Annotated in this window: 20 protein-coding genes; 8 read left to right on the plus strand and 12 right to left on the minus strand. The window is 68.4% G+C overall.

The window, feature by feature from the left end:
• Positions 1-12: 12 nt before the first annotated feature.
• A complete protein-coding gene (locus AB0M15_RS06985) occupies positions 13-507 on the minus strand; it encodes an O-acetyl-ADP-ribose deacetylase (protein WP_363814815.1) in 495 nt (164 codons plus the stop codon).
• A gap of 84 nt (positions 508-591) precedes the next feature.
• On the opposite strand from AB0M15_RS06985, the gene AB0M15_RS06990 reads away from it, so the two are divergent.
• Positions 592-1,401, plus strand: coding sequence for a L,D-transpeptidase family protein (locus AB0M15_RS06990; RefSeq protein ID WP_363814817.1), 810 nt, complete (start codon positions 592-594; stop codon positions 1,399-1,401).
• Positions 1,402-1,404: 3 nt separating this feature from the next.
• Here the strand turns inward: AB0M15_RS06990 and AB0M15_RS06995 are convergent, their stop codons facing one another.
• From AB0M15_RS06995 to AB0M15_RS07015, 5 genes are all read right to left on the minus strand, one after another.
• Entirely contained in the window at positions 1,405-1,758 is a 354-nt protein-coding gene (locus tag AB0M15_RS06995; protein ID WP_343969797.1) for a DUF2516 family protein, read from the minus strand.
• A gap of 89 nt (positions 1,759-1,847) precedes the next feature.
• Positions 1,848-2,381, minus strand: coding sequence for a hypothetical protein (locus AB0M15_RS07000; protein ID WP_343969800.1), 534 nt, complete (start codon positions 2,379-2,381; stop codon positions 1,848-1,850).
• Positions 2,381-2,851, minus strand: coding sequence for a helix-turn-helix transcriptional regulator (locus AB0M15_RS07005; RefSeq protein ID WP_363814820.1), 471 nt, complete (start codon positions 2,849-2,851; stop codon positions 2,381-2,383). The genes AB0M15_RS07000 and AB0M15_RS07005 overlap by 1 nt, the downstream gene beginning before the upstream one ends.
• A gap of 80 nt (positions 2,852-2,931) precedes the next feature.
• Complete coding sequence (locus tag AB0M15_RS07010; protein WP_363814821.1) at positions 2,932-3,927, minus strand: asparaginase; 996 nt, start codon at positions 3,925-3,927, stop codon at positions 2,932-2,934.
• 68 nt (positions 3,928-3,995) lie between these two features.
• Positions 3,996-4,991 (minus strand): folate-binding protein, encoded by a 996-nt coding sequence (locus AB0M15_RS07015; RefSeq protein ID WP_363814823.1) that lies wholly within the window; start codon positions 4,989-4,991, stop codon positions 3,996-3,998.
• A 108-nt stretch (positions 4,992-5,099) separates the two neighbouring features.
• On the opposite strand from AB0M15_RS07015, the gene AB0M15_RS07020 reads away from it, so the two are divergent.
• Positions 5,100-5,924 (plus strand): LLM class flavin-dependent oxidoreductase, encoded by an 825-nt coding sequence (locus tag AB0M15_RS07020; RefSeq protein ID WP_363814825.1) that lies wholly within the window; start codon positions 5,100-5,102, stop codon positions 5,922-5,924.
• 116 nt (positions 5,925-6,040) lie between these two features.
• Here the strand turns inward: AB0M15_RS07020 and AB0M15_RS07025 are convergent, their stop codons facing one another.
• Positions 6,041-7,417, minus strand: coding sequence for a cation:dicarboxylase symporter family transporter (locus AB0M15_RS07025; RefSeq protein ID WP_363814827.1), 1,377 nt, complete (start codon positions 7,415-7,417; stop codon positions 6,041-6,043).
• A gap of 153 nt (positions 7,418-7,570) precedes the next feature.
• Here AB0M15_RS07025 and AB0M15_RS07030 point away from each other — a divergent pair, with 153 nt between their 5' ends.
• Together AB0M15_RS07030 and AB0M15_RS07035 are read left to right on the plus strand one after the other, a co-directional pair.
• Positions 7,571-8,830, plus strand: coding sequence for an ATP-binding protein (locus tag AB0M15_RS07030; RefSeq protein WP_363814829.1), 1,260 nt, complete (start codon positions 7,571-7,573; stop codon positions 8,828-8,830).
• 153 nt (positions 8,831-8,983) lie between these two features.
• The gene (locus AB0M15_RS07035) at positions 8,984-9,661 is read left to right on the plus strand and encodes a response regulator (RefSeq protein WP_363814831.1); all 678 of its coding nucleotides are present in this window, start codon (positions 8,984-8,986) and stop codon (positions 9,659-9,661) included.
• Here AB0M15_RS07035 and AB0M15_RS07040 read toward each other — a convergent pair.
• On the minus strand, positions 9,658-10,152 hold the full coding sequence (locus AB0M15_RS07040) for an FABP family protein (protein ID WP_343969824.1): 495 nt from the start codon (positions 10,150-10,152) through the stop codon (positions 9,658-9,660). The two genes, AB0M15_RS07035 and AB0M15_RS07040, sit on opposite strands and share 4 nt — an antisense overlap.
• Positions 10,153-10,317: 165 nt before the next feature.
• Here AB0M15_RS07040 and AB0M15_RS07045 point away from each other — a divergent pair, with 165 nt between their 5' ends.
• Positions 10,318-10,680, plus strand: a complete 363-nt coding sequence (locus AB0M15_RS07045) for a DsrE family protein (protein ID WP_363814833.1) — start codon at positions 10,318-10,320, stop codon at positions 10,678-10,680.
• 22 nt (positions 10,681-10,702) lie between these two features.
• Here the strand turns inward: AB0M15_RS07045 and AB0M15_RS07050 are convergent, their stop codons facing one another.
• Positions 10,703-12,442 carry a hypothetical protein gene (locus AB0M15_RS07050; protein ID WP_363814835.1) on the minus strand — a complete coding sequence of 580 codons (1,740 nt, stop codon included), beginning with the start codon at positions 12,440-12,442 and terminating at the stop codon, positions 10,703-10,705.
• Entirely contained in the window at positions 12,442-13,005 is a 564-nt protein-coding gene (locus AB0M15_RS07055) for a hypothetical protein (RefSeq protein WP_363814837.1), read from the minus strand. The genes AB0M15_RS07050 and AB0M15_RS07055 overlap by 1 nt, the downstream gene beginning before the upstream one ends.
• A 384-nt stretch (positions 13,006-13,389) precedes the next feature.
• On the opposite strand from AB0M15_RS07055, the gene AB0M15_RS07060 reads away from it, so the two are divergent.
• Together AB0M15_RS07060 and AB0M15_RS07065 are read left to right on the plus strand one after the other, a co-directional pair.
• Positions 13,390-14,583 carry a molybdopterin-dependent oxidoreductase gene (locus tag AB0M15_RS07060; RefSeq protein ID WP_363814839.1) on the plus strand — a complete coding sequence of 398 codons (1,194 nt, stop codon included), beginning with the start codon at positions 13,390-13,392 and terminating at the stop codon, positions 14,581-14,583.
• Positions 14,580-15,221, plus strand: a complete 642-nt coding sequence (locus tag AB0M15_RS07065; RefSeq protein WP_363814841.1) for a hypothetical protein — start codon at positions 14,580-14,582, stop codon at positions 15,219-15,221. Before AB0M15_RS07060 ends, AB0M15_RS07065 begins: the two co-directional genes overlap by 4 nt.
• Here the strand turns inward: AB0M15_RS07065 and AB0M15_RS07070 are convergent.
• Together AB0M15_RS07070 and AB0M15_RS07075 are read right to left on the minus strand one after the other, a co-directional pair.
• The gene (locus AB0M15_RS07070) at positions 15,158-15,988 is read right to left on the minus strand and encodes a 3-keto-5-aminohexanoate cleavage protein (RefSeq protein WP_363814843.1); all 831 of its coding nucleotides are present in this window, start codon (positions 15,986-15,988) and stop codon (positions 15,158-15,160) included. The two genes, AB0M15_RS07065 and AB0M15_RS07070, sit on opposite strands and share 64 nt — an antisense overlap.
• A gap of 82 nt (positions 15,989-16,070) precedes the next feature.
• On the minus strand, positions 16,071-16,880 hold the full coding sequence (locus AB0M15_RS07075; RefSeq protein WP_363814845.1) for a hypothetical protein: 810 nt from the start codon (positions 16,878-16,880) through the stop codon (positions 16,071-16,073).
• A gap of 28 nt (positions 16,881-16,908) precedes the next feature.
• Here AB0M15_RS07075 and dtd point away from each other — a divergent pair, with 28 nt between their 5' ends.
• Positions 16,909-17,334, plus strand: a complete 426-nt coding sequence (dtd, locus tag AB0M15_RS07080; protein WP_363814847.1) for a D-aminoacyl-tRNA deacylase — start codon at positions 16,909-16,911, stop codon at positions 17,332-17,334.
• Positions 17,335-17,365: the final 31 nt, after the last annotated feature.

Consider the following 17,365-nt stretch of genomic DNA (forward strand, 5'->3'; position numbering starts at 1 on the left):
GGCCGCTTCGCGTTATCCCAGTGCCTTCGAGAACGCCTTGTACAAACGGGGTTCCACCAAGCAGAACGTCACCCGCGCAACGCTGGTCTCAGCCTCCTGCAGCGTCCGTACGGCGATCTCGGCCGCCGACTCCTTCGGCCACCCGTAGATCCCCGCCGACACCGCGGGAGCCGTCAGCTCGTCGACTCCCAGCTCGTCCGCCAACCGCAGCGCATTGCGGTAGCAGGACTCGAGCAGCCCCGGATCCTGTTGCCCAGCGGTGTAATTCGGGCCGACCACGTGGATCACGTACTGCGCGGGAAGGTTCCCCGCCGTCGTCCAGCCCGCCTCGCCGGTCGGTACGCCGTGCGGGTAGCGCTTGATGCAGTCGGCCAGGATCGACGGGCCGCCGGCGCGATGGATGGCGCCGTCGACGCCTCCGCCGCCGCGCAGGGCGTGGTGGGCAGCGTTCACGATCGCGCCGGTCGCGACGGTGGTGATGTCGGCGGTCGAGAGGTCGATTTCCATGGAATACCTTAGGCTTGGGTGCCAACCATGTGAGGTGTGTGGGCGTCTCAGGAGTGTTGGGACAGATCTACTCGAGGGGTTCCGATGCGCTGGACTCGTGATGCTCTGGTTGTTCGTAACGTGCTGGCGGCTGTTGTCGTCGTCGCGATCGGTGGGACGGCCATCAGCGCGTCGGCGGCGCCGGGGCAGCAGAGCCGGACCGCTGACGTCAAGACGGTGCCGTTCGAGGTCAGTGGGGAACTGCCGATCTACCCGAAGGCCTTGTGGAGCAACGGGTCCAGTGGTGCCTCGGTGCGGAAGGTCGAGGCGCGGCTGGTGCAGCTCAAGTTGCTCGACCCGCAGTGGATGGACAACGACTTCGGCACGATGACCCGGTCAGCGGTGAAGAAGTTCCAGAAATCCAAGGGGATTCCCCCGCTCGGGTATGCCGACCAGAACACCTGGACCCAGCTGACCGCCGCGACCCACGAGCCCACCCAGGCCGAGCTCTTCCCGCCGGCCCCGGTCGTGGGTGGCAAGAAGCTCGACCAGCGCTGCGCGACCGGCGTCGCGCTCTGCATCGACAAGACCACCCGCAAACTCCGGTACGTGGTGAACGGCGTCGTGAAGATGCAGCTGGACGTGCGGTTCGGCGCGCAGAAGACGGCGACCCGCGAAGGCGGCTTCACGGTCGGCTGGAAGAGCCGCAACCACGTCTCGAAGCTGTACGACTCGAAGATGCCGTTCGCGATGTTCTTCAGCGGCGGCCAGGCCGTCCACTACTCGTCGGACTTCGCCGCCCGCGGGTACGACGGCGCGTCGCACGGCTGCGTCAACGTCCGCGATCTGGCCAAGATCAAGGTCCTCTTCGACCAGGTGCACGTCGGCGACAAGGTGATCGTCTACCGCTCGTAAGTACTAGAGCGGGCGGGGACCTCGACGGCGGCGGATTCCCCAGCCGCCGCGACCCCGGCCGGAGGCTGCCCGCAGGGCGGGACGGGCGTCCACCAGGTAGACGCCGGCGGCGACGATGCCGATCAGCCCGAAGAAGCTCAGCCAGCCGCCCTGGAAGATCTGCGAGAGCGTGAACGCCGACAGGATCAGCACCCAGCCGGGCTTGGTCAGCTTGTCGGCGGCGACGAACACCGCCCGTGGCCGGAACGCGGCGTCGAGCAGGGCCACCAGCTTCAGACCGAGCACGACCCACCAGATCACGCTGATGGGATCAGCGAACCCTGGGAACAGGTTCTGGAACGTGGCGAGTGCGAGCATGCAACGAGCCTAACGTAGGCACGGGTGGCCCACGATCCATCGAACCCGGATCAGGACCACCCGTACTACGCAGAGCCGCAGGACTACTCTCAGTCGCCGACCTTCTCGGCGGCCGCCTCGGCAGCCTTGGTGGCCTTCGCGGCCGTCTTGCGGGCGCTGGTCGCGGTCGCCTTGACGTTGCGGGTGGCCGTGTCGGCGGTCTTCTTGACGGTGGTGCGGGTGGCCTTGGCCTTGCTCACCGTGGTCTTCGCCTGGGCGGCCAGGTCCTCGGTGGCCTTCTGGCTGCGGATCCGGGTGACCAGGTCCTTGCCACGACCGGCGAGGTCCTCGTAGGTCTCCTCGGCCTGGCCGAGCACGGTGGTCAGCCCGGCCTGGGCGACCGACGGCAGCTCGCGCAGCTTGGCCGGCACCGTCTTGGCCTCGGCGGCGAGCACCTCGAGGCGCTTGCTCAGCTCGGCCTGACGCTTGGTCAGCTCGGTCTGCAGGGACGACTGCAGGGTCTTCTGGTCCAGCTTCGCGAACCGGGTGGTGACGTCTTCGCTGACCGCGCGGAACTTCTCCACGGCCAGGTCGCCGGCGCCGGCGATCGCGTACAGCGGGGTGACGGGGGTACGGGTTGCCATCAGGCATCTCCTCGTGAGGTGTTTTTCTTCAGCGGGGTCGTACGTTTTGTTGCAGGGGTCTTTTTGGCCGGTATGGGCTCGTCGGAGCCATCGGTCGTGTTCTCACGGACGAACGAGGCGTACACGTCGAGCAGCACACGCTTCTGCCGCTCGTTCAGCGCCTCGTCGAGCAGGACGGCGTCGACCACTCCCGCCGTCCGCCGGGTGCCGCCCTCGCTCTCGTCCGGATCGAGGATGCCGGCCCGGACGTACAGCGTCTCGGCCGAGATCCGCAGGGCTTTCGCCAACTGCTGCAGGACATCCGCGGACGGCTTGCGCAGCCCACGCTCGATCTGACTCAGGTACGGGTTGGACACCCCGGCCAGGTCGGACAGCTGCCGCAACGACAACTGCGCGTGCCGGCGCTGCTCGGCGAGGTACTCCCCCACCGAACCCACAGCACCCGCTGCACGATCACTCAACCTGGCCATACGTCCATAGTGCTAGCAGGGTGCTTGCAATTGCAAGCAGACTCGACGTGAGGCCGCTCACTACACCGGGTAGCGGACGATCAGGCGAAGGCCTTGGGGTGCGGTTGCACCGCGCCGACCTCGATGCCGCCGCCGTAGAGCGGGGAGCGGGTCTGCTTGGCGATCTCTTCGTGGTCGACGCCGAGTTTCTGCAGGGTCGCGGCCATCACTACGGCGCGGGCGCGCGGAGTACCGTCGTCGATCTTCACGGCCAGGCCGCGGCCGTCGGCGAGGCCTACTGCGTAGACGCTCTCGGCGCCGGCCTTGCAGAACAGGCCGGGGATGGCGTGCATGAGGGCGGACTCGTCGCGCCTACTCCCGCTGGCGTACTCGGGGTAGGCGCGGAAGGCGTTGGCGACCTTGCCCTCAAGGGTGTCGGGCGCGGCTGCGGCGAAGAGGCCGAAGGAGCGGGCGAGGCCGGAGAGGGTGATGGCGAGGATGGGGGCGCCGCAACCGTCGACGGCTACGTAGGAGACCTTCTCGCCGGCCGAGTCCTCGACGGCGGTACGGATCGCCTGCTGGAGGGGGTGGTTCGGGGAGCGGTAGTCGTTCGGGCCCCAGACCGCGCCGTCAGCTGCTGCGTCGTCGTGCAACGGCCAGTCGTTGACCACGCAGGTGGCGAGCATCGCGGCGTGCTTGCCGGAGCAGTTCATGGTGATCCGGTCGAGGCCGTGACCGGCGCGGACCCACTCGTCGCGGGCCTGGTCGTCGATCGGGTACGCCGGAGGTGTGCGCAGGGCCGACTCGTCGAGGCCGGCACCCGCGAGGATCCGGCGTACGCCGGCCAGGTGGAACGACTCGCCCGAGTGGGAAGCGCCGGCCAGCGCGAGTAGCTCGCCGTCGAGCTCCAGACCGTTGCGGAGCATGCCGAGCGCCTGCATCGGCTTGTTGGACGAGCGCGGGAACATCGGCTCGTCGATCACGCCGGCCGACCACTCGACGGAGCCGTCGGGCGCGGTCACCACGACGGAGCCGCGGTGATGTCCCTCGACGAAACCGCTGCGGACGACGTCGGCCAGGATCACAGGTTCGGTCACGGCTGAAACTGTACGGCTCGGAGGTCAGGTGCAAACAGGTGGATAGGAGATGATCCGGCTCACAAGTTTCACAGTCGGGCGCGGACGTGCAGGCCGACCTCGGGGTCGACGAGCAGCTCCTGCGTGGCGGTGACTGTCGGCTGGTCCTCGGCGACCACCTCGAGCACCGCTTCCGGGTCCACGTTGCGCTTGATCAGCGCGAGCGCGATCGGCCCGTACTCGTGGTGGCGGGCCGCCGAACCGATGAACCCGACCTGCTTCTCCCCGATCCGTACCGCATACCCGTGCGCCGGCAGGTGATCCACCGACCCATCCAGATGCAGCCGCACCAGCCGCCGCGGCGGCCGCCCCAGATTGTGCACCCGAGCAACCGTCTCCTGCCCGCGATAACACCCCTTGTCCAGATGCACGCCAACCCCAAGCCACCCCAACTCATTGGGGATAGCCCGCTCATCCATATCCAGCCCGAGCCGCGGCGCACCGGCCTCGATCCGCAGCGCCTCGTACGCCCACACACCCGCAGCGGGTCCTTCAAGCGCACTGAGTTCTTGCCTGGGTAGGAAGACTTCGTGTCCACCCAGGGAATCCGCTCCGCTACGGGTCAGCGGACCGTCCGCAGGCGCGGGACCGGGACGCCACACGATGGCGTAGTCGTCCTTCACGTCTTTGATCTCGACGCGGGACATGAAGACCATCTTCTGGAGCCACTCGACGAGTGGGGCGGCTGCGCCGGGCTCGGTGTGGAGCCAGAAGGTTTCGCCGTCGTCTAGGCCGTACATGGCGTGCTCGACGTGCCCTGTCGGGGACAGCAGGAGGGCTGTGGTCGACGTGCCGGGGCGTAGGCCCTCGAAGTACTGGCTGGTGATTGCGTGCAGCCAGGTGAGGCGGTCGGGGCCGGTGATGTTGACCACGTCGCGGTGAGAGAGGTCTACGAAGCCCTTGCCTGCGACCAGGGCCCGCTGTTCGCGCAGGTCGGAGCCGTAGTGCGCCGCGACCCCGGCGTCCAGCCCGTCCGCCTCGACCGCGCCTGGGAGGTCCAGCAGGGGGCTACGCGTCAGTGACATGTCACCAGAGTACGTCCACCGGCGTACGCCGACTGCCTCCCGCTGTGGGATGTGGACAACACCACGGTCCGCAACGCTGGTAGTACCAAATTCGAGAGGAGCAGGACGATGACGAACAGGGCATTCCGGTTCGGTGTGGTGGGCAGCGCGGACCGCGGCGCCGAGGAGTGGAAGCGGACGGTACGCCGGGCCGCCGGCCTCGGGTACTCGACAGTGCTGATGCCGGACGGCCTGCAGCTGCTGTCACCGTTCCCCACGCTCGCAGTAGCCGCCATGGCAGCCGACATCCGGGTAGGCACCTTCGTAGCCGCCGCACCGCTGCGCCTGCCGCGCTCGGCCGCCTGGGACGCCCACACGCTGTCCGTACTGACCGACGGCCGCTTCGACTTCGGTATCGGCACCGGGCGCCCGCAGGCCGAGCAGCAGGTCAATGAGGTCGGCCTGCCCTGGGGGTCAGCCAAGGAGCGCCGGGACCAGGTCCGCGAGACGCTGGACCAGCTGGCGAAGCTCGACGGCGACAAGCACACGCCGGTCATGCTCGCCTCGGGCGGACCGCGTTCGCTCGCACTGGCCGCCGCTCGGGCAGACATCGTCTCCCTGGCCAAGCCTGCGACGGCACCGCGCGAGGAGATGCTGCAGCTCACCCAGGAGCTCCGCGAGCTGGCCGGTGCGCGTGCGGACCACATCGAGCTGGCCATGAACCTCTTCGCCGCCGGTACGACGGCACTGCCCGCCTGGAGCAAGAAGGCGACCGGCCTGGACCCTGCTGAGCTCGAGAAGAGCGACTCGCTCATGCTGCTGCGCGGAACCCCGCAGGAGATGGCCGACGAACTCCAGCGCCGCCGGGACGAGTTCGGCGCGTCGTACATCACCGTCAACACCGACTACCTCGACGAGCTCGCCCCGGTGGTCGAGATGCTCAACGGCAAGTAGCAAGCACGCTGCCCGCCGACTCCCAGACGGTTGGGAGTCGACGGGCAGCGTTGAGGGGTGGGACAGATGGTCTTGGAGGCCGGACCGCCGGCCGGTCGGCCGGCGGTCCGGGGTACTCAGTGGTCGGCTGGGCGGCCTTCGAGGGCTGGGACCGGCTCCGGTACGTCGCCTGCGTGGGTGTCGCCGGCGGCGAAGGCGACCTCGTCGAACGGGTCCTCACCGGCGAACACCTGGCGGGCCTGTTCCTTGTCGAAGCCGCCGGTCCAGTGACCGACCAGGACGGTGGCGACCGCGTTGCCGGCGAAGTTCGTCAGCGCGCGGGCCTCGGACATGAACCGGTCGATACCGACGATCAGGCCGACGCCGTCGACCAGTTCCGGCCGGTGCGACTGCAGACCGCCGGCCAGCGTCGCGAGCCCTGCTCCGGTGACGCCGGCGGCGCCCTTGGAGGCCAGGATCATGAACGCCAGCAGGGAGATCTGCTGACCGATCGAGAACGGCTGGTCCATTGCCTCGGCGATGAACAGCGACGCCATCGTCAGGTAGATCGCGGTGCCGTCCAGGTTGAACGAATAGCCGGTCGGGACGGTGATACCGACGACCGACTTGTCGACGCCGAGATGCTCCATCTTCCCGATCAGTCGCGGCAGCGCGGTCTCCGACGACGAGGTCGAGACGATCAGCAGGAACTCGCGGCCCAGGTACTTGAGCAGCTGGAAGATCGACAGCCCGGTGACGACCCGCAGGATGGTGCCGAGGATGACGATCACGAACAGCAGACAGGTGATGTAGAAGGCCAGCATGATCTTCAGCAGGCTGACCAGCGCGGTACTGCCGGCCGCGCCGACGACCGCCGCGATCGCGCCGAAGGCACCGACCGGCGCCGCCCACATGATCATCGACAGCACCTTGAACACCAGTCGCTGGATGTGGCCGATGCCGTCCAGGACCGGCTGGCCCTTCGAGCCCATCGCCTGCAGTGCGAAGCCGACGAGCAGGGCGACCAGGACGGTCTGCAGCACCTGGCCCTCGGTCAGCGACGAGACGATCGTCTTCGGGATGATGCCGAGCAGGAAGTCAGTGGTGCCTTCGTGTGCGCCCGCGGCCTGCTTCTGGCCGGCGTCGCGCAGCTTCTCGGTGAGATTGAGGCCGGAACCCGGCTGGACCAGGTTGCCGACGACCAGCCCGATGGCCAGCGCGACCGTCGACATCACCAGGAAGTAGCCGAGCGCGAGACCTCCGACCTTGCCGACGCTGGCGGCTTGCCGGACCGACCCGATGCCGAGCACCAGGGTGCAGAAGATGATCGGGCTGATCATCATCTTGATCAGGTTCACGAACCCGGTACCGAGCGGTTTCAGCTCGATCGCGAAGTCCGGGAAGATGAAACCGACGCCGATGCCGAGCAGTACGGCGACGATGACGGCGATGTAGAGGAAGTGGGTCCGGTCGTTGCGAACCGGAGTCGGTCGGGGTGCGGTGGGGCTCGCCATGGGGGACTCCTGATTTGCCGGGCGGGCGGGTTCTGAGTAACTGTGACGTGACGCACAGGACAACTGCGCATTTCGTTCATATCGTTCGCGAACGGATCCGCCGGCCGGGCGCGCGGTATGCCAGTGATGACAGTGGTGTGGAGAATGACGGCTATGAGAGACCGCCCGTGGGAGCTGCGCCGCCAGGTGTTCTGGCTGCAGACGGCCACGGTCTCGGTGATGATCGTGCTGGTCTGGATCGTGCTGCTCGCCCACTCGCGGACCCAGGCCGACCGGGACGCGGCCGCGGCCGGGATCGCACGGACCGGCTGGGGTGACCTGATCCAGATGGAGCTGCGTTCGATGCTCGGCGTCGCCAGCCTGCTGCTCGGCGTCGCGGTGGCCGGCAACGCGCTGGTCAGTTGGCGGGTCCGGCACACCACCCGCGGGATGGGAACGCAGGCGCTGGCCTGGATGCTCGACTTCTACGAAGGCGTACTCCGGGCGGCGCGCGAGGGCCTGATCCTGGTCGACTCCCACGGTCACGTCCAGCTGCTCAACGACGAGGCCCGCCGGCTGCTCGGCCTGCGCAACGTCCCGCCCGGTGCGACGGTTGACGACCTTCACCTTCCCGCGACGCTCTCGGGTCTCTTGCGCGCCGGCAGGACGGCGTACGACGAACTGCATCTCGGCGCGCTCGGCGTCGTCGTGGTCAACCAGCAGCCCGCCCGCTCCGGCCGGATCGTGACGCTGCGGGATCACACTCAACTGCAAGCCCTGCTCGGCGAATTGGACGCGGTCCGCAGCCTGGCCGAGTCGCTGCAGGCGCAGAACCACGAGGCCTCGAATCGCCTGCACACGGTCGTCAGCCTGATCGAGATCGGCCGGCCGGAGCGCGCGCGGGAGTTCGCCGTCTCCGAGCTGCAGCTCGCGCAGGCGATGACCGATCGCGTCGTCGGTACGGTCGGCGATCCGGTGCTCGCGTCGCTGCTGCTCGCCAAACTCGCCCAGGCGCAGGAACGGGGTGTGCTGCTCACGCTCGAGCTGGGCTCCGAGGCGCTGCATACGAAGCTCCCCGCCCAAGACATCGTCACCGTGGTCGGCAACCTGCTCGACAACGCGGTCGAGGCGGCGCGCGGCGGTACTGCGCCACGGCGGGTCGAGCTGAAAGCATCGACCAGCACGGAGTACATCGATCTCGCCGTGACGAACACTGGCGCCGAGTTGGGGGCCACCGAGTTGGCGCGGATGTTCGACCGGGGCTGGACGACGAAGGCCGAGCCGGGGCATGGGTTGGGGCTGGTGCTGGTCCGCAGTACCGTCGAGCGCTGGCAGGGGACGTTGATGGTCGACCCGGATTCCGAGCTGGACGACGTACCGGCGTTGACCGTCCGGGTGCGGTTGCCGCGGGCGGTGAGCGCTAGTGCCCCGTAACCGACATAGCTTGAACGATGGAGGTGTCCAGGTGCGTGCATCGCGGTGCTTGAGGAGCGTCCTCGATGCGGAGCATCGTGGATGCTCGTCAAGTGCCGCGAGGTGCGTGCCTGGGCGCCTCCAGCGTCAAGCTACGTCGGTTACGGGGCACTGATGCATGACCTGCGCGTGTTGGTGGTGGAGGATGATCCGGTCGCCGCGGAGGCGCATCGGGTGTACGTCGATCGGCTGCCGGGGTTCGTGTGCATTGGGTTGGCCGGTACCGCGGCCCGCGCGCTGCATGTGCTGAGTCAGGAGCAGGTGGATCTCGTGCTGCTCGACATGAATCTGCCGGATGGGCACGGGCTGGACGTCGTACGGCGAATGCGTGCTGCTGGCAACCAAATTGATGTGGTTGCGGTGACGGCTGCTCGCGAGGTGGCTGCGGTGCAGGCTGCTGCTCGGATCGGGGTCGTGCAGTACGTGTTGAAGCCGTTTGCCTTTGAAACGTTGAGGGATCGGCTCAGCGCCTATGCGCGGCAGCGGCGTGCGGCGGAGTCCGGGCAGGTCGTCGCGGACCAGGACGAGGTCGACCGGTTGTTGCATCCGGCAACCAGCTCGTCGGTGCCGAAGGGGTTGGCTGGGTCCGTACTGGACCGCGTGGTCACTCTGCTCGGCGACCGCGAAGGGTGGACCGCCGAGGAGGTCGCGGCTTCGATCGGTACGTCCCGGATCACGGCGCGGCGGTACTTGGAGCACCTGGCCGACCAGGGTCAGGCGCTGCGGACCCAACGCTATGACGGCCGCAGCGGACGACCGAAGGTCGAGTACTCCTGGGTGTCGGAGAGTTAGACGCGGACGAGCGTGGCCCAGAGGTGGGGCTGGAGCGGGAGGCCTTCGGCGGCCATGTCGTACGCCCAGAGGAGCTCGCCCTTGACCAGGCCGTAGAGGCGGTGGCCGGCGTTGACCTCTTTGGCGGTGACGGTGCGGGCGATCACGTCGGTGCGCATCTCGATCTTGGCGCCGTCGATCTCGCCGTACCAGACCTCGGCGAAGCCGGTCGGGTGGGCCATCACGACCTCGAGCTTGCCGTCCGGCTTCGGCCGCCAGAACCCGGTCTCCATCGCCAGCGGGCGCTCGCGCTTGCCGTCCTCGCCGACCACGAAGGTCTGACTGACGTAGTGCAGGAACGGCTTGCCGTTGTGGCTGAAGTCGATCTGCTGGCCGAACTCGAACTTCTCGATCGTCGGGTAGTCACCGTGCCCGCGCCCCTCCCACCGGCCGAGCAGCCAGGCGAGCGGCATCAGGTCGGGGTGCAGGTCCTGCGGGATCTCGAACGCCATCGGTCGCCTCAGTTCGCCGCGCGGCCGCGGTACAGCCGGTAGACGACGAACGCCGAGAACCAGCCCATGAACACGGTGACGAGCACCAGCAGGGTCGTGAAGATGACGTGAAGCACGATTGTCAGTCTAGGGGATGGCGGCAGCCGTCTGAGCTACGGTGGCGTGATGTCCCGCACGCTGGTGATCAAGCTGACCGCAGGCGCCGAGGAACCCGAGCGCGCCAACCAAGCCCTGACCGTCGCCGCCACCGCCGTAGCCGCCGGCGCCCAGGTCTCCCTCTGGCTCACCGGCGAAGCCGTCTGGTTCGCCGTCCCCGGCCGAGCCGAGGCTCTCACCCTCCCCCACGCCGCCCCCGCCGCAGACCTCCTGTCCGCCGTCCTAACCGGCGGTCAACTAACCGTCTGCACCCAATGCGCCAAACGCCGAGACCTGACCGAGCCCGACCTACTCCCCGGCACCCGCGTCGCCGGCGCCCCCACCTTCACCGAAGAAATCCTCACCGAAAACACCCAAGCAATCGTCTACTAACCGGTACGCCGGTACGCGCGGGCTACTCGCCGACGCCGGGGCTGTCTCGGCGGCTGCCTTTGTCGGCTCGGAGTTCGGCTGCGCGGGCTCCTGGGTTCTTGCCGCCTGCGCCGACCTCGGCGGGCTCGCCGGTGCGCGGGCGGGTCGCCGCGGCGGCGTCGGCTTGGCCGCCCTGGAGTCCTCGGAGTTTGTTCATCTCGTCCTGCGACATCCCCGGGCGCTGACCGGTTTGCTCACCCTGGCCGTTCTGGCCGTTCTCCGAGCGCGCTTGCTCCAAGGTGGTCTCGACGTAGTCCGGCCCGCGCTGCTCGTTCTGCGCCTCCTGATCGGCCGCCGCAGCCTGATCTCCTCCGGTCGGCAGTCCCGGCTGAGGCCCAGCCTCCCCCGGCTGAACCTGTTCTTCCCGCCGCTCCCGCTCAGTCCCGTCCTGCTCGACACCTTCCTGGTCCAACCCGTCCGACTGCACCCCGTCCGGCTGGGCCCGGTCCTGGTCCAACCCGTCCGGCTCCAACCCGCCTGACTCTGCCCGGTTCTGGTCCAGCCCTTCTTGCTCCTGCTGGACCTGCTGGGCGTCCTCCCCGATGACAGCGGGCGCTGCACCGTCCTCATCCAGGATCCGCTCGTCCTGCTCCTGCTGGACCTGACGCGCATCCTCACCGATCACCGCAGGCGACGCGCCATCCTCATCAAGCAGGCGGTCGTCCTGGGTGACCTCCGGCTCCGCCAACCGAGCATCCCGCTCAGCCTCGGTCTCGCCGATCACCTCAGGCGCCGCACCGTCCTCATCAAGCAGGCGGTCGTCCTGGGTGACCTCCGGCTCCGCCAGCCGAGCATCCCGCTCAGCCTCGGTCTCGCCGATCACCTCAGGCGCCGCGCCGTCCTCGTCGAGTAGGCGGTCGTCCTGGGTGACCTCGGGCTCGGCGAGTCGGGTGTCGCGCTCGGCCTCGGTTTCGCCTAGCACTTCGGGGGCTGCGCCGTCCTGGTCCTGCAGTCGGTCGCCCTGTTCCTGGCGTTCGGATGCCTCCGCGGCGGTCTCGCCGAGCACCTCGGGCGAAGTACCGTCCTCGTTCAGTGCGGAGGCTTCCTGCTGGTCTTCGAGGTCTTGCTCCCGGCGCTCCTCCTGCAACTCCTCAGCAACCTCTTCGGCAGCAATCGCAGTAGCTCCAGCCGCAGCGGCAGCCGGCAGTACGTCGCCGCCGCGCGCCTCCTCCGTCTCGCGCTGCTCGGCGTTTCGCTCCTGCTCGCGCTCTCGCGCCTGCTCGGCGTCGCGCTCGGCCTGCTGCTCCTGCCGCTGCTCGACCGCGTCGACCTCCCCGTTGCCATCGCGATCGACGACGTTCCGCTCGAAGTCCTCGGCCTCCCGCTGCCGGTCCTCGCGGTCATCGAGCCCGTTGTTGTCCAGGTCGCGGTCGACATCCCGCTGGATTTCCTCCGGCGTCAGGTCCGGGTCCGCATCCATCCGATCCCGCTGGTCCTGCTGCCAGCGCGCCTCAGCCTCGACCCGCTGGGTGCGCTCGGCATCCGACAGCCCGTCGAGCGCACTCGCGTACTCCGGGTTGTGCCGCCGCTCGTTCTGCATATCTTCGACCAGCGAGCGGTACTCCTGCTCCCGCAGCGCCTCCAGCAACTGCGCCTGCTGCTGAGCCCGCGCCTGCTGCATCCGCTGCGACATGCTCGGACCGCGCTTGCGCAGATACTTGGCGGCGATCTTCCGGAACACCTTGTAGACATCCCGGAGCATGTCTTCTTCGATCGACGCCATCAGGCCACCTCGCTCGCATAGACGGAGTACCCGAAGCCGGCGCTGGTCCCTGCCGGGTCGACCTGGGGCTGGGTCGCGTACAGATGCATCTCGGCGCCAGGCCGTAACCAGACTGCCAGATGGCGGCGCCGGCCGCGCCATTCCAGCGGGATCCGCGGATCGGTGCCCGGCCCGACGAAGACCGGCTGACCCCAGTGCCGCCGGGCCAGTTCGAGTTGGTCGGGCCACCGGTCGTCGAGGCCGTCCTCAGCCTCGCCGACCTCATCAGGACCGATCTCGTACGCCGACCAGCCACCGCGCGGGCTGTCCGGAAGTACCGCGTCCGGCAGCACCAGCATCACGGTCCGGCGCGGAGTCACGAGGCCCCAGGTGTAGCGATTCGGGTCGATGTTGCCGGGAGCCCAAGGGCGCCAGCCGGTAGCGGCGGTGACGCGCGACACCAGCGTGCGGATCGCATCCAGCCCGGTCTCGGGCGGTCCCCAGACGCGCTTCCAGTCGGACACCTCCGCAAGGTCGGCCAGAGCGCGCTCGTCATCGTCCGACGACCGCTGCTGCGTCCTCACTGTCCCGCTCCTCTCGCTCGAACCTGCCCAGCCTAAAGCGATGAGGTGCCATCCCGCTCGGACGCAACCCCAAACCTGTGGATACCAGGCCCGCAGCCGCGACTCTGGGTGTTGATCCGCGCACGAGCGGATCGCCGAGCACGCACATGTCGCGCTACAAGTGCTCACTCAAGCGGTGTAGCCCCGTCCGACCGCAACTTATGCATGCATGGCCGTCCGGGTCGGACGCGGCGGGAAGCGCCAGGCCGGGAGGGCAGGGAATGGAAGGGATGTGGCCGAGCGTTCGCGAGCCGTAAGCGGCTGTACGGCGTACCGGGAGGGCGTTCGCGAGCAGTAACCGGAGGCGGGCGTTGGGTGGGTGGATTGTGCGCTCTGATGAGAAGCATGAAGTTGCCGCAGCCACCGACCGAGGAATCGTTCCCGTCGCCGTTGCACCATCCGCGGGTGGCCGTCGTGCTCGGGCGCTGGCTCGGGGTGGCGATCACGATCTGCTTCCTGACCGGGCTGTTCAGCCATTTCCAGCAGGCGACGCCGGGCTGGCTCGTCATCCCCAGCCGGCCGGCCTCCCTGTACCGCGTGACGCAGGGCGTGCACGTGCTCAGCGGAATCGTCTCCGTCCCGCTCCTACTGGCGAAACTCTGGACCGTCTACCCGAAGCTGTTCGCCAAGCTCCCCTGGCCGCCGAGCCGCAAAGCCCTCGGTACGGTCCTCGAACGCGGCTCGATCCTCGTCCTGGTGTCGGCGCTCGCACTGGAACTGTTCATCGGCTTCCTCAACACGCTGCAGTGGTACCCCTGGCCGTTCCCCTTCAAGGAAACGCACTACGCCCTCGCCTGGATCATCATCGGCGCCCTGCTCGTCCACCTAGCGGTCAAGCTCCCCCTCATCATCACCAACTGGCGCCACACCCCCGCCGACCGTACGCCGCTACCGCACGACCCCACCCGTACGCCGGTACCGCAGACCGACTCGTTGCCGCCAGCAATCACCGGCCTGACCCGTCGCGGCCTCTTCCGCACCGTCGCCGGCGCCGCCACCTTGGTCGGCATCACCTCCGTCGGCCAATCCGTGCCGGCCTTCGGCCCGATCGCCGTCCTGTCCCCCCGCAAGCCCAACATCGGCCCCCAAGGCCTGCCGGTCAACCGAACCGCCGAGGCAGCCGGGGTCCTCCCCGTCGAGGCCGACTGGCGCTTCACCGTCAAAGGCCCGACACCACTGTCCTACTCCCTCGACCAACTACGCGCCCTACCCCAAAGCCGCTCCGCACTCCCGATCGCTTGCGTAGAAGGCTGGAGCCAAGGCGCCCGCTGGGAAGGCATCCGCATCCGAGACCTCCTTGCCCTCTGCGACGCCCCACCCAACTCCCACCTCCGAGTGATCTCCATGGAGAAGGGCGGCTTCTACGCCACCACCGAACTCCCACCAAACTTCGCCGAAGACCCCCTGACCCTCCTAGCCCTACGCCTGAACGGCTCCCCGCTAGCCCTGGACCACGGCTACCCCGCCCGCATCATCGCCCCCAACCGCCCCGGCGTCCTCCAAACCAAATGGGTCCACCGCTTGGAGGTCCTCCAGTGAAAGAAGCTGAGCCACCGACCAGCGCTGCGGAGGCAAGCCCGCAGGACTCCGCTGCAGCCGCCAAGGCACAGGCGAGTCCGCAGGACTCCGCTGCAGCCGCCGAGACGCAGGCGAGTCCGCAGGACTCCGCTGCAGCCGCCGAGACGCAGGCCGCCCGCCCCCTCCCCACCCGCGCCGCCGCGCGCGGAGCGCGCGCGGCGCTAGGTGCTGTCGGCGTCGGCTTCGGGCTCTGGGGGCTGCGGCTCTTACTGCAGGCCGTCAGCGTGGACGCACTGATTCGACTGCCACTGTGGCTCGGGGGTGCAGTGGTGACTGACGACTTCCTTCTGGTGCCGTTGACCGTGGCCGCCGGTTGGCTGCTGACCCGGTGGTCGATCGGGCCCGGGCGGCATCGGATCGTCGGGGTGGTTCGGACGACGTTGCTGTATGTCGGGGTGACGACGGTGGTGGCGGTTCCCTTGCTGATCAGGCAAGGGAAAGGGGTCAACCCGACGGTGTTGCCGCGGGATTACCTGCGGGACTGGTTGTTGCTGGAGGCCACCATTGTCGTCGTCGGTGTGGTGATCGGGGTGGTTCAGGGGCGCGGCTTGATGTTCAGGAGGTCGCGCGCCTCGTCGGGAGACATCGGCGGGCGCTGAGCCAGCGTGGCGATGGTAGCGGCGCGTTCGACCAGTTCGGCGTTGTGGGTTACCGGTTGGCCCTTGGCGAGCGTGAGCGTGTCTTCCATGCCGACGCGGAGGTGTCCACCACAGGACAACGCGGCCAGCGCGATCGGCAGCGTCGTACGGCCGACGCCGGTGGCCGACCAGGACGTGACGCCCACCGGGAGACCGTTGACTGCGGCAACGAGTGCGTTCGTGGTACCGGGCATGCCACCCGGGACGCCCATCACCAGGTCACAGTGCACCTTGCCGCCATACGGCAGCCCGTACTTGTCCAGCAGCCGTCCCAGTGCCGCCACGTGTCCGAGGTCGAACAGCTCGAACTCCGGTACCACCTCGCGCTCCTGGGTCAGCTGGTACAGCTCCGTGACGAACGGCCACGGGTTCATGAACACATCGTCACCGAAGTTGACCGTGCCCATCGTCAGCGAACACGAGTCCGGCGCGGCGTCCAGCACCCGCAGCCGGTGGTCGAACGGGTCCGTCACAGCACCACCAGTTGACAACTGAACGATCAGCGCCGTGTTCTCCCGGACCGCCGTGACCGTCTCGGTCAGCCGCCCCAGATCCAGCGTCGGCCGATGCTCACCGTCCCGGATGTGAATGTGAATCATCGCGGCCCCCGCCGCCTCGCACCGCTTGGCCGTCTCAACCAGCTCGTCAAGCGTGGTCGGCAGGGCCGGACAGTCCGCCTTCGCGGTCTCGGCGCCAGTGGGAGCAACGGTGATCAACGTCGACGTCATGAACGAATCGTGCCAGATCCCGGCCCCAGACGAGATATTCCCCCGTACCACGCCCCGAAAACCGGACAATCTCCCGCTCAACTCACACCCGGCGACGCCACCACCCGATCAGCCACGCACCACCGCAGAGCACAGCCAGCCCACCACAGATCCCGCTGACGAGCCGATCCTGTGCGACATCATCAGCCGCCCGCTTGGCCGCTCCGGCCGGCCGGACCCGGTGCGGATCCGCCACCAGATACTCGACCTCCACCTGCTGCCCAGGACGCGGGACATCGCGATCCAGGTCGAGGTCATCGGCCAGCACCTCCCCGGTGATCAGCTCGTCCCCCACCGGATACCGCGTCACCAGATGCCGCTTGCCGAACCCACCCGGCCCATCGTCGTACCGGAGCACCTCCCCGGCGACGACCACCTTCTCCCCGCCGTACTTCCGCTCCTGCACCGCCGTCACCGTCGACCCGACCAGCAGAAACCCGACCATCAGCAGAAAGAACCCGGCCAGGCTCAACGGCATCAACGGATCCTGTCCCCGGCGCCGCCAGCCCGGATCGCCCACGCCCGCAGCGTGCCGCGCATGGCTGACGCCGTCATCCAGCCCCGCGACCACCATCGGCGACCGGCCGGCTATCCACAGCACGACATACAGCAGCAGGCTGTAGACCAGCCAACCCAGCAATACCAGCAGCCCACCAAGACCCCAGTTGAAGAACGCGTCCCCGACGGAGCCGCCGGCAACGAGAGCAACAAGCGCACCGACACCGCCACTCAACGCCGCGAAAGCAGCCATCACCGCGATCACCGCGATGGGCAGAACGCCACCGCCCGCCTCGCCGAGAACGTACAGGCGACAGGGGCCGACGAGGAACACCCATCGCAGCAGGCGGCGCATGGGTTGAGCGTGACAGAGAATTGGGGGCATGAGAGCAGTAGTGCAGCGGGTCAGCCAGGCATCGGTCAGCATTGAGGGAGAGGTGGTCGGCGCGATCGACCAGCCCGGATTGCTCGTACTGCTTGGCGTGACCCATGACGACACCCCCGAGAAGGCCGCCGCGCTGGCCGCGAAGATCTGGACGCTGCGGATCCTGCACGACGAGCGCTCCTGCGCCGACGAGCAGGCCCCGATCCTCGCGATCAGCCAGTTCACCCTGTACGCCGATACGCGCAAGGGCCGCCGCCCGTCGTGGAGCGCCGCGGCGCCCGGCCCCGTCTCGGAACCCTTGTACGAATCGTTCTGCGAAGCCCTCGAGGCTCTCGGCGCCAAGGTCGAGCGTGGCCGGTTCGGCGCCGACATGCAGGTGTCCCTGGTCAACGACGGCCCGGTCACCCTGATCCTCGACGCCTGACTCCGGACGAACAAGCCCGGACAAGACAGAA

It is taken from the genome of Kribbella sp. NPDC051718 (assembly GCF_040681515.1).
Lineage (GTDB): Bacteria > Actinomycetota > Actinomycetes > Propionibacteriales > Kribbellaceae > Kribbella.

Coding starts and splice junctions, on each gene's coding strand:
- AB0M15_RS07020 (WP_363814825.1), top strand. CDS start 5,100: ATGACGAACAGGGCATTCCGGTTCGGTGTGGTGGGCAGCGCGGACCGC.
- AB0M15_RS07040 (WP_343969824.1), bottom strand. CDS start 10,152: ATGGCGTTCGAGATCCCGCAGGACCTGCACCCCGACCTGATGCCGCTC.
- AB0M15_RS07025 (WP_363814827.1), bottom strand. CDS start 7,417: ATGGCGAGCCCCACCGCACCCCGACCGACTCCGGTTCGCAACGACCGG.
- AB0M15_RS07030 (WP_363814829.1), top strand. CDS start 7,571: ATGAGAGACCGCCCGTGGGAGCTGCGCCGCCAGGTGTTCTGGCTGCAG.
- AB0M15_RS07015 (WP_363814823.1), bottom strand. CDS start 4,991: ATGTCACTGACGCGTAGCCCCCTGCTGGACCTCCCAGGCGCGGTCGAG.
- AB0M15_RS06990 (WP_363814817.1), top strand. CDS start 592: ATGCGCTGGACTCGTGATGCTCTGGTTGTTCGTAACGTGCTGGCGGCT.
- AB0M15_RS07000 (WP_343969800.1), bottom strand. CDS start 2,381: ATGGCAACCCGTACCCCCGTCACCCCGCTGTACGCGATCGCCGGCGCC.
- AB0M15_RS07060 (WP_363814839.1), top strand. CDS start 13,390: ATGAAGTTGCCGCAGCCACCGACCGAGGAATCGTTCCCGTCGCCGTTG.
- AB0M15_RS06995 (WP_343969797.1), bottom strand. CDS start 1,758: ATGCTCGCACTCGCCACGTTCCAGAACCTGTTCCCAGGGTTCGCTGAT.
- AB0M15_RS07045 (WP_363814833.1), top strand. CDS start 10,318: ATGTCCCGCACGCTGGTGATCAAGCTGACCGCAGGCGCCGAGGAACCC.
- AB0M15_RS07075 (WP_363814845.1), bottom strand. CDS start 16,880: ATGCGCCGCCTGCTGCGATGGGTGTTCCTCGTCGGCCCCTGTCGCCTG.
- AB0M15_RS07035 (WP_363814831.1), top strand. CDS start 8,984: ATGCATGACCTGCGCGTGTTGGTGGTGGAGGATGATCCGGTCGCCGCG.
- AB0M15_RS07005 (WP_363814820.1), bottom strand. CDS start 2,851: ATGGCCAGGTTGAGTGATCGTGCAGCGGGTGCTGTGGGTTCGGTGGGG.
- AB0M15_RS07050 (WP_363814835.1), bottom strand. CDS start 12,442: ATGGCGTCGATCGAAGAAGACATGCTCCGGGATGTCTACAAGGTGTTC.
- AB0M15_RS07070 (WP_363814843.1), bottom strand. CDS start 15,988: ATGACGTCGACGTTGATCACCGTTGCTCCCACTGGCGCCGAGACCGCG.
- dtd (WP_363814847.1), top strand. CDS start 16,909: ATGAGAGCAGTAGTGCAGCGGGTCAGCCAGGCATCGGTCAGCATTGAG.
- AB0M15_RS06985 (WP_363814815.1), bottom strand. CDS start 507: ATGGAAATCGACCTCTCGACCGCCGACATCACCACCGTCGCGACCGGC.